13 protein-coding genes are annotated in these 13,639 nt (G+C 64.4%); 4 read left to right on the top strand and 9 right to left on the bottom strand.

What is annotated here, in order from left to right:
• Nucleotides 1-9: 9 nt before the first annotated feature.
• Genes EB231_RS00765 through EB231_RS00750 form a run of 4 tightly spaced genes read left to right on the top strand, consistent with a single transcriptional unit; the run spans nt 10 to nt 4,232 of the window.
• The gene (locus EB231_RS00765; RefSeq protein WP_172347167.1) at nt 10-1,008 is read left to right on the top strand and encodes an ABC transporter ATP-binding protein; all 999 of its coding nucleotides are present in this window, start codon (nt 10-12) and stop codon (nt 1,006-1,008) included.
• Entirely contained in the window at nt 1,005-1,973 is a 969-nt protein-coding gene (locus EB231_RS00760) for an ABC transporter permease (RefSeq protein WP_172347166.1), read from the top strand. Before EB231_RS00765 ends, EB231_RS00760 begins: the two co-directional genes overlap by 4 nt.
• Nucleotides 1,963-2,778: an ABC transporter permease gene (locus tag EB231_RS00755; protein WP_172347165.1), complete on the top strand. Its 816-nt coding sequence runs from the start codon at nt 1,963-1,965 to the stop codon at nt 2,776-2,778. Before EB231_RS00760 ends, EB231_RS00755 begins: the two co-directional genes overlap by 11 nt.
• 26 nt (nt 2,779-2,804) lie before the next feature.
• Complete coding sequence (locus EB231_RS00750; RefSeq protein ID WP_172347164.1) at nt 2,805-4,232, top strand: gamma-aminobutyraldehyde dehydrogenase; 1,428 nt, start codon at nt 2,805-2,807, stop codon at nt 4,230-4,232.
• Between the two features lie 191 nt (nt 4,233-4,423).
• Here EB231_RS00750 and EB231_RS00745 read toward each other — a convergent pair whose 3' ends face one another.
• From EB231_RS00745 to EB231_RS00705, 9 genes are all read right to left on the bottom strand, one after another.
• Nucleotides 4,424-4,738 (bottom strand): hypothetical protein, encoded by a 315-nt coding sequence (locus EB231_RS00745; protein WP_172347163.1) that lies wholly within the window; start codon nt 4,736-4,738, stop codon nt 4,424-4,426.
• Between the two features lie 7 nt (nt 4,739-4,745).
• A complete protein-coding gene (locus EB231_RS00740) occupies nt 4,746-5,108 on the bottom strand; it encodes a nuclear transport factor 2 family protein (protein WP_056570412.1) in 363 nt (120 codons plus the stop codon).
• An 80-nt stretch (nt 5,109-5,188) separates the two neighbouring features.
• Nucleotides 5,189-5,668, bottom strand: a complete 480-nt coding sequence (locus tag EB231_RS00735; RefSeq protein WP_172347162.1) for a carboxymuconolactone decarboxylase family protein — start codon at nt 5,666-5,668, stop codon at nt 5,189-5,191.
• 109 nt (nt 5,669-5,777) lie between these two features.
• Nucleotides 5,778-7,331, bottom strand: a complete 1,554-nt coding sequence (locus EB231_RS00730; protein ID WP_172347161.1) for an alpha/beta fold hydrolase — start codon at nt 7,329-7,331, stop codon at nt 5,778-5,780.
• Nucleotides 7,332-7,443: 112 nt separating this feature from the next.
• Nucleotides 7,444-7,752 carry a formate dehydrogenase subunit delta gene (locus tag EB231_RS00725; protein WP_172347160.1) on the bottom strand — a complete coding sequence of 103 codons (309 nt, stop codon included), beginning with the start codon at nt 7,750-7,752 and terminating at the stop codon, nt 7,444-7,446.
• Nucleotides 7,742-8,572: a formate dehydrogenase accessory sulfurtransferase FdhD gene (gene fdhD, locus EB231_RS00720; RefSeq protein ID WP_172347159.1), complete on the bottom strand. Its 831-nt coding sequence runs from the start codon at nt 8,570-8,572 to the stop codon at nt 7,742-7,744. The genes EB231_RS00725 and fdhD overlap by 11 nt, the downstream gene beginning before the upstream one ends.
• A 2-nt stretch (nt 8,573-8,574) precedes the next feature.
• The gene (gene fdhF, locus EB231_RS00715) at nt 8,575-11,487 is read right to left on the bottom strand and encodes a formate dehydrogenase subunit alpha (RefSeq protein WP_172347158.1); all 2,913 of its coding nucleotides are present in this window, start codon (nt 11,485-11,487) and stop codon (nt 8,575-8,577) included.
• Between the two features lie 10 nt (nt 11,488-11,497).
• Nucleotides 11,498-13,054 (bottom strand): formate dehydrogenase beta subunit, encoded by a 1,557-nt coding sequence (locus tag EB231_RS00710; RefSeq protein WP_172347157.1) that lies wholly within the window; start codon nt 13,052-13,054, stop codon nt 11,498-11,500.
• A complete protein-coding gene (locus EB231_RS00705; protein WP_056569689.1) occupies nt 13,051-13,530 on the bottom strand; it encodes a formate dehydrogenase subunit gamma in 480 nt (159 codons plus the stop codon). The genes EB231_RS00710 and EB231_RS00705 overlap by 4 nt, the downstream gene beginning before the upstream one ends.
• Between the last annotated feature and the right edge of the window lie 109 nt (nt 13,531-13,639).

Raw genomic sequence — 13,639 nt, 5'->3', positions numbered from 1 at the left:
TGACAGCCCATGACCTCTGCCGTCTCCTTCCAGAAAGTCTCCCGCCATTTCGGCAGCGTTCGCGCTGTCGACGCCGTCGATCTCGACATAACGCCGGGCGAATTCTTCGCCATGCTTGGGCCGTCGGGTTCGGGCAAGACGACATGCCTGCGCCTGATTGCCGGTTTCGAACAGCCCACCGCCGGTTCGATCTCGATCTTCGGCGAGCGCGCCGAGGGCGTGCCGCCCTACCGCCGCAACGTCAACACCGTCTTCCAGGACTATGCGCTGTTCCCGCATCTCGATGTGCTGGACAACGTCGCCTACGGGCTGATGGTCAAGGGCGTCGGCAAGGCCGAACGCCACAAGGCGGCCGAGGAAGCGCTGTCGCTGGTCAGGCTGCCCGGCTACGGCGCCCGCCGGCCCGGCCAGCTTTCCGGCGGCCAGCGCCAGCGTGTCGCGCTGGCCCGCGCGCTGGTCAACCAGCCCAAGGTGCTGCTGCTCGACGAGCCGCTCGGCGCGCTCGACCTCAAGCTGCGCGAGAACATGCAGGAAGAGCTGAAATCGCTGCAGAAGGCGCTTGGCATCACTTTCGTCTTCGTCACCCACGACCAGGGCGAGGCGCTGTCGATGGCGGACCGGGTTGCCGTCTTCAACGACGGCAGGATCATGCAGATCGGCACGCCGGAGGATATTTATCAGCGGCCGAGAACCCGTTTCGTCGCCGATTTCGTCGGCTCCTCCAATGTGTTGCCGCCGGATTTCGTCCAGCGCTATTCCGGCCAGCACCGCTGGGGCAGCCTGCGACCCGAATCCATTCGCGTCGGCCGTGGCGCAAGCGGCGAAGGCGTGGCCGCCCGTCTTGTCTCGGCCAACTATCTCGGCGCCACCACCAGGCTGGCGCTCGATGCCGACGGATTGAAGCTGCACGCCGTCGTGCCGGCAGGCACTGCTCTGCCGGCGGAAGGCGAGGCGGTGGTGCTCACCTTCAACCGCGAGCACCTGCATCTGATGGACGAGCCGGCATGAGCGTCGACGCCACCATGCCGCGCGCCACGGCCCCCGCGATCCTGCCGGGCAGCGGCGGCATGCGCGGTGCGCTGTCGGACCTGTTCTGGCGCCGGCCGAAACTGCTTTTGCTCATGATGCTGTTGCCGCCGGTGCTGTGGCTCGGCATCGTCTATATCGGCTCGCTCTTCGCGCTCTTGGCGCAGAGCTTTTTCTCCATCGACGAGTTCTCCGGCCTCATCAACCGGCAGTTCACGCTGAAGACCTATGGCGACCTTTTCCAGGCCGCCAATCTCGACATCATCCTGCGCACGGTGACGATGGCGGCGCTGGTCACGCTGGCCTCGGCCGTCGTCGCCTTTCCGATCGCCTATTATGCCGCGCGCTACGCACGCGGCCGCTGGAAGGCGCTGTTCTATCTCGGCGTCATGCTGCCACTGTGGTCGAGCTACCTGGTCAAGATCTACGCGTGGAAGCTGATCCTCGCCAAGGAAGGTATTTTGACCTGGCTGCTCGCCAAGTTGCATTTGCTGTGGCTGCTCGATGGCTGGCTGTCGCTGCCGGTCGTCGGCGGCAACTCGCTGTCGGTTTCGTTCACCGGCACCTTCATCGTCTTCGTCTATGTCTGGCTGCCCTTCATGATCCTGCCGGTTCAGGCAGCGCTTGAGCGCGTGCCCGGCAATCTGGTCGAGGCCTCGTCCGACCTCGGCGCCTCGCCGGGGCAGACCTTCCGCAATGTTTTGTTCCCGCTGGCGCTGCCCGGCATCGTCGCCGGCTCGATCTTCACCTTCTCGCTGACGCTGGGCGATTACATCATCCCGCAGATCATCGGCACCTCGCGCCTGTTCATCGGCCAGGCCGTCTATTCGCAGCAAGGCACGGCCGGCAACATTCCGCTCGCCGCCGCCTTCACCGTGGTGCCCATCGTCATCATGGGCTTCTACCTCTGGGGCGCCAAGCGCATGGGGGCTTTCGATGCGCTCTGATCGTGGTCAATCCGCTCCGCTCGGCCTGAAGGTCGCTGCAGCCTGCGGCCTGCTCTTCCTGCATTTGCCGATCCTGCTGATCTTCGTCTATGCCTTCACCACCGAGGAGAAGAGCTTCGTCTGGCCGCCGCCGGGGCTGACCACGCAGTGGTTTGCCGTCACCTGGAACCGGCCTGACGTCTGGGAGGCGCTATCCCTGTCGGTGCGCGTCGCCGCCATCTCGACAGCGATCGCACTGGTGCTCGGCACGCTGTGTGCCGCCGCCGTGTCGCGCACAAGATTCTTCGGCCGCGAAACCATCTCGCTTTTGGTCATCCTGCCGATCGCGCTGCCCGGCATCATCACCGGCATCGCGCTGCGCTCGGCCTTTGCGCTGGCCGACATTCCCTTCTCGTTCTGGACGATCGTGCTCGGCCACGCCACCTTCTGCGTGGTCGTGGTCTACAACAACGCTGTCGCCCGCTTCCGCCGCACCTCCGGCTCGATGATCGAGGCCTCGATGGATCTCGGCGCCGATGGTTTCCAGACCTTCCGCCATGTCGTGCTGCCCAACATCGCCACCGCGCTGCTTGCTGGCGGCATGCTGGCCTTCGCGCTGTCCTTCGATGAGGTCATCGTCACCACCTTCACCGCCGGCCAGCAGCAGACCGTGCCTATCTGGATGCTGGAGGAGCTGATCCGTCCGCGCCAGCGTCCGGTCACCAATGTCGTGGCCATGGTCGTCGTGCTGGTGACGCTGTTGCCCATCCTGTTTGCCTACTACCTGACCCGCGACGGTGACCAGATCGCCGGTTCGGGCAAGTAACTTCAGTTCATAAGGGAGAGACTTCCATGGACACCCAGATGCTGATCGGCTCGAAATTCGAGAAGGGCGCCGAGACCGAGGAGCCGATCCTCAATCCGAAGACAGGGGCGACCATTCTCAACCTGCCAGAGGCCAGTCAGGCGCAGATCGAGGCGGCTGTCAGGGCCGCCGAACAGGCGTTCGTCTTGTGGTCGCGCACCACGCCGGCGCAGCGCTCCGGCTATCTGCTGAAGATCGCAGACCGCATCGAGGCCGAGGCCAAGGACTTCGCCACGCTCGAGGCGCTGAACTGCGGCAAGCCGATCAATGCCGTGCTCAACGACGAGATCCCGGCGATCGTCGACTGCTACCGCTTCTTTGCCGGCGCGGTGCGTTCGATGCCGGGCGTTGTCGCCGGCGAATATCTGCCTGGCCACACCTCGATGGTCCGGCGCGACCCGATCGGCATTGTCGCCTCCATCGCGCCCTGGAATTACCCGCTGATGATGATGGCCTGGAAACTGGCGCCGGCGATCGCCGGCGGCAACACGGTCGTCTTCAAGCCCTCCGAACAGACGCCGCTCACGGCGCTGAAGCTCGCCAGGATCCTGGCCGAGATCCTGCCCGAAGGTGTCGTCAATGTCGTGCTCGGCCGTGGCGACAGCGTCGGCAACACGCTGATCAACCATCCCAAGGTCAACATGATCTCGATCACCGGAGACGTCGCCACCGGCAAGAAGGTGCTGCAGGCCGCCGCCAAATCGGTCAAGCGCACCCATCTCGAACTCGGCGGCAAGGCGCCGGTCATCGTCTTCGACGACGCCGATCTTGGCGCCGTGGTCAATGGCCTGCGCGCCTTCGGCTACTACAATGCGGGCCAGGATTGCACCGCCGCCTGCCGCATCTATGCCGGCAAGAAGATCTACGACAAGCTTGTCGCCGATCTGTCCGCGGCGGTGTCGACCATCAAGTACAATTTGCCCGACGATACCGAGAACGAGATCGGGCCGCTGATCTCGCGCCGTCAGCGCGATCGCGTGTCGAGCTTCGTCGAGCGCGCCTCGGAGCTGAAGCACATCGAGATCACCACCGGCGGCAAGCCGGGCGAGGGCAGCGGTTTCTACTATCAGCCGACCGTCGTCGCCGGCGCGCTGCAGGAAGACGAGATCGTGCGTCGCGAGGTCTTCGGCCCGGTCGTCTCGGTCACCCGGTTCTCGGAAGTCGACGAGGCGGTGAACTGGGCCAATGACAGCGACTATGGCCTGGCGTCATCGGTGTGGACGAAGGATGTCTCGCGCGCCATGGCGACGGCCGCCCGCCTGCAATATGGCTGCACCTGGATCAACACCCATTTCATGCTGACCAACGAGATGCCGCATGGCGGCCTCAAGCAGTCCGGCTACGGCAAGGACATGTCGCTCTATGCGCTGGAAGACTACACCGCCGTGCGCCATGTGATGGTGGCACACGGATAGCATTTCCCTTCTCCCCGTTTGCGGGGAGAAGGGTGGCCCGAAGGGCCGGATGAGGGGCGGCGCAAAGCTCAAGCAATTTCCGGAAAAGTGTGAAACCGTTTTCCGTCTGAAATTGCGCCAAAACAAAGAGACGCTGGCTCCGCCCTCATCTGCCTGTCTGCATCTTCTCCCCTCAAACGGTGAGAAGACCGCTACTCGACAATTCGATAGATGTTCCACAGGCTGGTGCCTGACACGACATAGGGCTCCATCTCCTTGCCCCATTTGGCGTGCGCGTCGATCTTGCCGATCTTGGCGAAAAACGCCTCCAGCTGGGCCAGGCTCTCGACCTGGTGATGGGATTCGACCGTCGCCTCCCGCGCGCCGATCGAGCCGGTCATGATCTGGAACTGGAGGTCGGCGAGACCGACCTGTGAGCCAATCTCGCTTTCCCATTTCTTCAGCAATTCGAGCACGGTCTGCTTGTGGCCGAATTTGGCGTCGATCTGCCATCTGGCGCTGAACATGGCGGCCTCACTCGTCCCAGGCCTGCACGACCGTCTGCCGTGCGATCTGCCCGTTCTTCAGTTCCAGCATCGCCGCGGCGAACACTTTTGTGCCGTCCGGATAGGCGCAGGCCTGGGTGAAGGCCAGGCTGTTGCCGTCGGCGATCGTCGTATCGACCTTGTGGGTCATTGCCCGGCTGCAGATATCGTCCCAGAAGGTGGTGATCGCCGCGCGCCCGCGGATTTCGCGCGGTTTGCTTGGCGGGTTGTTACGGTCGATCACCCGCACCAGCGCGTCATCGGCATAGAAGCTCGACAGCATCTTGCCGTCGCGGGTTTCGATCGCCTTCTTGATGGCCGCGCCATCCACGGCTTGGGTCTTGGTCAGCATTTTATCCTCCATGGCCCGTCTCACGATCGGGCGGTTGACATTCACAAGTCTGCCCGGCGCTTATCGACGGGCAGCGTCTTTCACTGCGACTTCGCCTTGACGGCCGCGAAGACGTCGTCGGTCTGCTTCTTGAAAGTGGCGAGATCGACTTGGCTGCCATTGAGCATCGTCGACCAATGGCGAACGATCGCCGCCATCGCGATCGTTTCCTTGATCTCCTCGTCGCTTGCGCCGTTGAGCTTGGCCGCCTCGGTGTGGAAATAGACGCAGTACTGGCAGGGGATCTGCGAGGCCACCGCAAGGCCCATCAGCTCCTTGGTCTTGCCGTCGAGCGCGGTCTTGGGGTTGAGCTGCACCCCCTTGATCTCGGCCCAGGCGCCGGCGACCGCGACGTCAGGCAGTGTCTTGAACATGTCCGGCACCGAGCCGAGCGTCGCCTGGATGTCCTTGTAGGCGGCTGCCGCCGATGCATCCTCGGCCTTTGCTGGAGCGATCGCGGACAGCGCGCCAATGCCTGCCGCGATCACAAATGATCTGACATTCAGTTTTGACTTGAGCATTTCATCCTCCGTTCGCAGCGCCTTCCCGGCGGCATCCGCCTGGCCTGCATGGGGGAAATTGATAGCGCCTGCATCGGCATGCCCGCTTCGCCCGAAAGCGCCATGGCTCTCATGGCCCGTCCGGGCCAGTGTGCCTGACGGAAAATGCCGCCGCCGCGGCTCGCGATGGCAGGTCGAGTTTGAGCAATATGTTGGCGACGTGGCGCTTGACCGTGTGCTCGCTCAGCTTGAGCTCGGCCGCGATCGCGGCATTGCTCTTGCCGTCGGCAATCAAATTCACCACCTCGCTCTCGCGCGCCGTCAGGCAGGCCGGCTCGGTCGCCCTGGCCTTGGGGCGGCAAGCCGGTTCCAGATGCCGTTCGGACATCGCCAGGACGAGCGCCAGCGGTTCGTCCAGTTCGTCGATGCCGATGCGGCCGGCGTCGGTGAAATGAAGCCCTGAGCCGGCGGCCAGGTCGGCGACCAGCCGCGACGCCAATATGTCGCCGCGCCCGGCATGCGTGGCGAGGTGCATCGTCACGCGGCCCGTCAATCCGGTCGGTGGCCCGCGCAACTCGATCTCGCCGACATGCGCCCCCTGGGCGCTCGCCACGCCGATCTGCTGCGCCGCCTCGCGCAAAGCCGCCGCACAGCGCAAGGCGCGCCCCGGCCCATCGAAGCGCGAAATCATCGTTTCACCATGCATGTCCACGCAGCGCCCGCCATGGCGCCCGACAAGCGCTCGCCACGTTTCCTGGAAACGCTCACGGCACTCGCTCCACATCCGGTCGCCAAGCCGCGCCGTGTCGTAGATGCGCGTCACCAGAAGCGCGGCCAGGACGCGTTCGGCTTCCGCCACGGCGCACCCGCCGGTCAGGAATTCCTCGATCAGGTCGGCCACCCGGTCGACATCGCCGGTCCAGATCGGATGGTCGCGTCCCGGGATTTCGGCCAGCCGCGCATTCGGGATCTTCCTGGCCAGGAAGCGGCTGGCGTCGGGATCGACCCGGGCATCGTTGCGGCGATGGATCAGCAGCGTTGGCGCGCTGATTGCCGCCAGCACGCCGCGCACGTCGATCTCCGCGTTCATCCGCGCCAGTGCCGCCGCTGCTGTCGGGCTCGCGGACAAGCGCTCGAAGCGCGCCCACCAGGTTGAAAAACGGGTGTCATCCACCCGCCCCGGCGCGAAACTGGGCAAGGTGGCGCCGGTGCCCCAGGCCGTTTCGGCCGTTGCGATGAAGGCATCGAGGCGTTCGGGCGGCATCACCCATTTGTGGAAATGCGCATAGCCGCCATAGAGCGCCAGCGCCCGCGTCCGTTCCGGATAGGTGGCGGCGAACAGCATTGCCATCGGCGCGCCCTCGGAAGCGCCAAGCAGTGCCGCCCGGCCGCTGCCGGCCGCGTCCATCACCGCGCGTACATCATCCATGCGTATTTCGAGACTGGGCAAGTGATGGACATCGACACGATCGGAAAGACCCGTGCCGCGCTTGTCGAACAGGATCAGCCGCGAGAATGCCGACAGCCGCCTCAAGAGCCTTGTATAGCCCTCGTCTTCCCAATGCAGGTCGAGATTGGAAATGAAGCCCGGCACGAAAACGAGATCAAGTGATCCCTGGCCGACCACCTGATAGGCGATCCGCACCTCGCCACTGAGGGCATATCGGGTCTCGATCGGCCTCACGAGTTCTTCCGCCCGGCCTGACGATTTCTGATCGTCAAACATAGCAGAGCCGCATCGATAGCGGCAGCTCAAACTTTAGCGAAAGGAAATATAAGTCCGTGCGGTCCGGAGGCTACTTCTGCGAGGCGGCAATATCGGCTGGGGAGGGTTTCAGTCCGAGCTTCAGATCGGCCTCGGCCGGCGAGATCGGGCGCTTGATCCTGGCGGATGCGGCCACGACGAGTTCGTCGAAGCCTTCGCCACTGTCCAGCAGTTCGAAGAACTGCCGCCGCATCCTGGGCTCCCAGAATTTGTTGATGTGCTCGGCGACGCCGGCAATCCCTTCCTCGCGCGACTTGGAATGGAAGAAGGCCGCGATCTGGTTGGCCATGCGCACCAGCTTCTCGCTGGTGCTGGTGATGTGATCTTCGTCATGCGACATGCTGGGCAACTCCCAAAACCACCCGGTCAGGGTGGGTGAAAACATCGAAATCGTCGCCGCGCACCAGCGCCACCAGCGTCATGCCGGCCTCATCGGCGGTGCGGATGGCAAGTGCCGTCGGCGCCGATACGGCGATGATGAAGGCCGAGCCGATCGCGGCCGTCTTCTGCACCATCTCGACCGATACGCGTGACGTCACCACGACAGCGCCCGATGCGCCGTCGATGCCGGCCTTGGCCAGCGCGCCGGCCAGCTTGTCCAGCGCATTGTGGCGGCCGACATCCTCGCGCGCCATGACGACGCCCTTGCCGGGGATATAGAAGCCGGCGGCATGCACGGCTCCGGTTTCCTGATGCAGCGGCTGCACCTTCGACAGCAGCTTGACGGAGCGCACGATATCGTCGGCGCCAAGCGTAAGTTTTGACGCACCAACCGCATCGACGGAGCGCATCGCTTCCTCTATGGATTCAATGCCGCAGAGCCCGCAACCGACTGGCCCGGCCAGCCTGCGCCGCCGCGCCTCGAAGCGTGTGTTGGCCTGGTCCTTCAGCCGGATCTGGATGTCGATGCCGGCTCCATGATCCTCGACCTCGATCGCTTCGATCTCTTCAGGGGAAGCGATGATGCCTTCGGTCAGCGAGAAGCCGAGCGCGAAATCCTCGAAGTCGGCCGGGCTTGCCATCATCACCGCATGCGTGGTGCCGGCGAAGGAGAATGCCACCGGCGTCTCCTCCGGCACCATGCGGTTGGCCGCAGCCGTGCCACTGGCGCGGTGCGCCAGCCGCGATATCTCGGTCGTTGCTTTGCGGCGCGCGGCCAAGATTACTCCGCCGCCTGCAGCGAGGCGATGCGGCGGCTGTGCTTTGCCTGTTCATCGTACTCGCGTTGCCATTCCGACGGCCCGTTGGAGGCACCGACCTGCACCGCCGTCACCTTGTATTCGGGGCAGTTGGTCGCCCAGTCGGAGAAATCGGTGGTGATGACGTTGGCCTGCGTGTCGGGATGGTGGAACGTCGTGTAGACCACGCCCGGCGACACCCGGTCGGTGATCAGCGCGCGCAGCGTCGTTTCGCCGGAGCGGCTGGTCAGCCGCACCCAGTCGCCATCGCGCAGGCCGCGGTTCTCGGCATCGTGCGGATGGATCTCCAGCCGGTCTTCCGAGTGCCACATGACGTTGTCGGTGCGCCGCGTCTGCGCGCCGACATTGTACTGGCTGAGGATGCGGCCGGTGGTCAAAAGCAGCGGGAAGCGCGGCCCGGTTCTCTCGTCCGTCGCCACATATTCGGTGCGGATGAACTTGCCCTTGCCGCGCACGAAGCCGTCGACATGCATGATCGGCGTGCCGAGCGGAGCCTTCTCGTTGCAGGGCCATTGCACCGACCCGACACGGTCGAGCAACTCGAAGGAGACGCCGGCGAAGCTTGGCGTCGTCTTGGCGATCTCGTCCATGATCTCGGAGGGGTGCTGGTAGTTCCAGTCGAGCCCGATCGCGCGGGCGAGCTCCTGCGTTGCTTCCCAGTCGGCGTAGCGTGCCTTCGGCTCCAGGACCTTGCGCACCATGTTGATGCGGCGCTCGGCATTGGTGAAGGTTCCGTCCTTCTCCAGGAAGGTCGAGCCTGGCAGGAAGACATGCGCGTAGTTCGCCGTCTCATTGAGGAACAAGTCGTGCACGACCACGCATTCCATCGCGGCAAGGCCGGCGGCGACATGCTTGGTGTCGGGATCGGACTGCAGGATGTCCTCACCCTGGATGTAGATGCCCTTGAACGAGCCGTCGACGGCGGCATCCAGCATGTTGGGGATGCGCAGGCCAGGCTCGTCGTCGAGCTTCACCCCCCACAGGCTTTCATAGATGTCGCGCACGGCTTCGCCGGAGATGTGGCGATAGCCCGGCAGTTCGTGCGGGAAGGAGCCCATGTCGCACGAGCCCTGCACGTTGTTCTGGCCGCGCAGCGGGTTCACCCCAACGCCTGGGCGGCCGATATTGCCTGTCGCCATCGCAAGGTTGGCGATCGCCATGACGGTGGTCGAGCCCTGGCTGTGCTCGGTGACGCCGAGGCCGTAATAGATCGCGCCATTGCCGCCTTTGGCGTAGAGCCGGGCAGCGCCACGGATCAGCTCGGGATCGACGCCGGAAAACTTGCCGACGGTCTCGGGGCTGTTTTCCGGCAGGGCGACGAACGACGCCCAGTCCTGGAACTCCGTCCAGTCGCAGCGTTCGCGGATGAAGGCTTCGTTGAACAGGCCTTCGGTGACGATGACATGCGCCAGCGCCGTCAGCACCGCGACATTGGTGCCGGGCTTCAGCGGCAGATGGTAATCCGCTTCGATATGTGCCGATTTCACCATTTCGGTGCGACGCGGATCGAGCACGATCAGCTTGGCACCCTGGCGCAGGCGTTTCTTCAGCCGCGAGGCGAAGACCGGATGGGCGGAAGCCGGATTGGCGCCGATGATGACGGCGACGTCGGTGAACTCGACGGAATCGAAATCCTGCGTTCCGGCCGAGGTGCCATAGGTCTGGCCGAGCCCATAGCCGGTCGGCGAATGGCAGACACGCGCGCAGGTGTCGACATTGTTGTTGCGGAAGCCCTGCCGTACCATCTTCTGCACGAGATAGGTCTCTTCGTTCGTGCAGCGCGAGGAGGTGATACCGCCGATCGCGGTGCGTCCATACTGGTACTGGATCCGGCGGAATTCCTTGGCCGTATGGGCGATCGCCTCTTCCCAGCTCACTTCGCGCCAGGGGTCGCTGACCTTTTCCCGGATCATCGGCGACAGGATGCGGTCCTTGTGGGTGGCGTAGCCGTAGGCGAAACGGCCCTTCACGCAGGAATGGCCATGGTTCGCCTTGCCATCCTTGTAGGGCATCATGCGGATGACTTCGTCGCCCTTCACCTCGGCCTTGAACGAGCAGCCGACGCCGCAATAGGCGCAGGTGGTTACGGCCGAGCGCTCGGGCATGCCCTTCTCGAGCACTGTCTTCTCACGCAGCGCGTCGGTCGGGCAGGCCTGCACGCAGGCACCGCAGGACACGCATTCGGAGGCGATGAAGTCCTCATGCATGCCGGCAACCATGCGCGACTCGAAACCGCGGCCCTCGATCGTCAGGGCAAAGGTGCCTTGAACCTCCTCGCAGGCGCGCACACAGCGCGAGCAGACGATGCACTGTGCCGGATCATAGGTGAAATAGGGGTTGGATTCGTCGCGGGCGATGTAGTCGACCGCCAGCGAACCATGGCCGGGCGCCACGCCATCTTCCTGCTTGACGTGGTTGCGGCCCTCGATGCCGTAGCGGTTCTCTGTCAGGCCGACCGACTTCGCCACCGCGTCGAATTCGCTGGCGCCGGTTCCGGCCTTCTCGTTCCATCCGGTCGGATGGTCGGAGAGATAGAGTTCCATGACGCCGCGGCGGATCGCGTCGAGCCGGTCGGACTGCGTGCGCACCACCATGCCTTCGCCGACCGGTGTCGTGCAGGACGCCGGCGTGCCGCCGCGCCCTTCGATCTCGACCAGGCAGACACGGCAGGAGCCGAACGAGTCCAGCATGTCGGTGGCGCAGAGCTTCGGGATCTCAACCCCGCCTTCCATCGCCGCCCGCATGATCGAGGTGCCTTCCGGCACGCTGATGCTGCGACCGTCCACGATCAGCGTGACCTGCTTTTGCGACTTCGATTCCGGGGTCCCGTAATCGAGTTCCTCGATGAGTATCGGGAAGTCGGCCTTGATGTTCATCTGCCAGCTCCTATTCAGCAGCCACGCGCGCAGGCGCGGGCTTGAAATCCTCGGGGAAATGGGTGATCGAGCTCATCACCGGGTAGGGTGTGAAACCACCCAGCGCGCAGAGCGATCCGAACTTCATCGTGTTGCAGAGATCGGTGACCAGAGCGAGGTTCTTTTCCGGCTCGATGCCGGCGGCGAGCCTGTCGATGGTCTCCACCCCACGCGTCGAGCCGATGCGGCAGGGCGTGCACTTGCCGCAGCTTTCGATGGCGCAGAACTCCATGGCGAAGCGCGCTTGCTTCAGCATGTCGGCCGTATCGTCGAACACGGTGATACCGGCATGGCCGATCAGCCCGTCCTTGGCGGCAAAGGCTTCATAGTCGAAGGCGGTGTCGAACAGCGAGCGCGGGAAATAGGCGCCGAGCGGGCCGCCGACCTGCACGGCCTTCACCGGCCGGCCAGTGGCGGTGCCGCCGCCGATATCGTCGACGATCTCGCCCAGCGTCAGGCCGAAGGCCGTCTCGAACAGGCCGCCATGCTTGACGTTGCCGGCGATCTGGATCGGGATCGTGCCGCGCGAACGGCCCATGCCGAAATCCTTGTAGAAGGCCGCACCCTTGTCCATGATGATAGGAACGGAAGCCAGCGAGATGACATTGTTGATCACCGTCGGCTTGCCGAACAGGCCCTGGATCGCCGGCAGCGGCGGCTTGGCGCGCACAACGCCGCGCTTGCCTTCGAGGCTGTTGAGCAGCGAGGTTTCCTCGCCGCAGACATAGGCGCCGGCGCCGACGCGGATTTCCATGTCGAAGGCGTTGGGCGAACCTAGCACATTGACGCCGAGCACGCCGGCCTTGCGGGCGATCTCGACGGCCTTGTTCATCGTCGCCACCGCGTGCGGATATTCCGAGCGGATATAGACGAAACCCTTGGTCGCGCCGGTCGCGACACCGGCGATCGTCATGCCTTCGATCAGCACGAAGGGATCGCCCTCCATGATCATGCGGTCGGCGAAAGTGGCGCTGTCGCCTTCATCGGCGTTGCAGACGATGTATTTTTGGTCACCCGCCGTATCCAGCACCGTCTTCCATTTGATGCCGGTCGGGAAACCCGCGCCGCCCCGGCCGCGCAGACCCGACTCGGTGACCTGCTTGACGACATCTGCGGGCACCATGGCCACCGCGTTCTGCAGGCCTTTCAGCCCGCCGAGCGACTTGTAGGCGTCGAGCGACAGCGGGTCGTTGATGCCGCAGCGCGCAAAGGTCAGCCTGGTCTGCTTGGCCAGGAAGGGAATCTTGTCCGGCGCGCCCAGCCAGCGCTTGTGATGGCCGCCGGTGAGGAAGCCGCTATCGAACAGGCTCTTGACGTCCGACGGCTTGACCGGCCCGTAGGCGACACGGCCGTTGGCGGTCGCCACCTCGACCATGGGCTCGAGGAAATAGGCGCCGCGCGACCCGTTGCGCACGATCTTGGCCTCGATGCCACGCTCGGCGAGTTCAGCGCGAATGGTCTTGGCGACCTTTTCCGCGCCGAGCGCCAGCGCGCCGGAATCGCCGGGAATGTAGATGCGGGGGATCATGAGCGCACCTCGGCAACGATCTCGTCGATCTTGTCGTCATCGAGCCGCCCGATCACCTCGCCGTCCAGCATCGCCGACGGCGAACAGGCGCAAAGCCCGAGGCAATAGACCGGCTCAAGCGTGACCGATCCATCGCGGGTGGTCTCGTGGAAATCGATGCCGAGCAGCTGCTTGACCCTGGCGGCCACCGCATCCGAACCCATCGACTGGCAGGCTTCCGCCTGGCACAGCTTGAGCACGTGGCGGCCGGCCGGCCGCGCACGGAAGTCATGATAGAAGGTCACGACGCCATGCACCTCGGCCCTGGACAGGTTCAGTTCATCGGCGATGACGGGCACGGCGTCCTGCGGCACATGCCCGAACTCTTCCTGGATGCCGTGGAGGATCGGCAGCAGCGGACCTTCGAGGCCTTTCAGCTCATGGATAATCGCGGCCGTGCGCGATACGATCTCGGTACTTGCAGGCTGCATCGTCATGCAGCGCCCTCCCTGGTCGGTAGCGTTCTAGCGCTAAGTCGTTACAAAAACAGAGGAAACCCGCGAAATCAATAAAGCTGATCCGTCGCTTGATAGAAATCTTCTATCA

It is taken from the genome of Mesorhizobium sp. NZP2298, assembly GCF_013170825.1.
Taxonomy (GTDB): Bacteria; Pseudomonadota; Alphaproteobacteria; order Rhizobiales; family Rhizobiaceae; genus Mesorhizobium.
Note: the sequence above shows the minus strand (reverse complement) of the source record. Positions and strands in the feature narration are given on the sequence as shown.

Coding starts and splice junctions, on each gene's coding strand:
- EB231_RS00765 (WP_172347167.1), top strand. CDS start 10: ATGACCTCTGCCGTCTCCTTCCAGAAAGTCTCCCGCCATTTCGGCAGC.
- EB231_RS00760 (WP_172347166.1), top strand. CDS start 1,005: ATGAGCGTCGACGCCACCATGCCGCGCGCCACGGCCCCCGCGATCCTG.
- EB231_RS00755 (WP_172347165.1), top strand. CDS start 1,963: ATGCGCTCTGATCGTGGTCAATCCGCTCCGCTCGGCCTGAAGGTCGCT.
- EB231_RS00750 (WP_172347164.1), top strand. CDS start 2,805: ATGGACACCCAGATGCTGATCGGCTCGAAATTCGAGAAGGGCGCCGAG.
- EB231_RS00745 (WP_172347163.1), bottom strand. CDS start 4,738: ATGTTCAGCGCCAGATGGCAGATCGACGCCAAATTCGGCCACAAGCAG.
- EB231_RS00740 (WP_056570412.1), bottom strand. CDS start 5,108: ATGCTGACCAAGACCCAAGCCGTGGATGGCGCGGCCATCAAGAAGGCG.
- EB231_RS00735 (WP_172347162.1), bottom strand. CDS start 5,668: ATGCTCAAGTCAAAACTGAATGTCAGATCATTTGTGATCGCGGCAGGC.
- EB231_RS00725 (WP_172347160.1), bottom strand. CDS start 7,752: ATGTCGCATGACGAAGATCACATCACCAGCACCAGCGAGAAGCTGGTG.
- fdhF (WP_172347158.1), bottom strand. CDS start 11,487: ATGAACATCAAGGCCGACTTCCCGATACTCATCGAGGAACTCGATTAC.
- EB231_RS00710 (WP_172347157.1), bottom strand. CDS start 13,054: ATGATCCCCCGCATCTACATTCCCGGCGATTCCGGCGCGCTGGCGCTC.
- EB231_RS00705 (WP_056569689.1), bottom strand. CDS start 13,530: ATGACGATGCAGCCTGCAAGTACCGAGATCGTATCGCGCACGGCCGCG.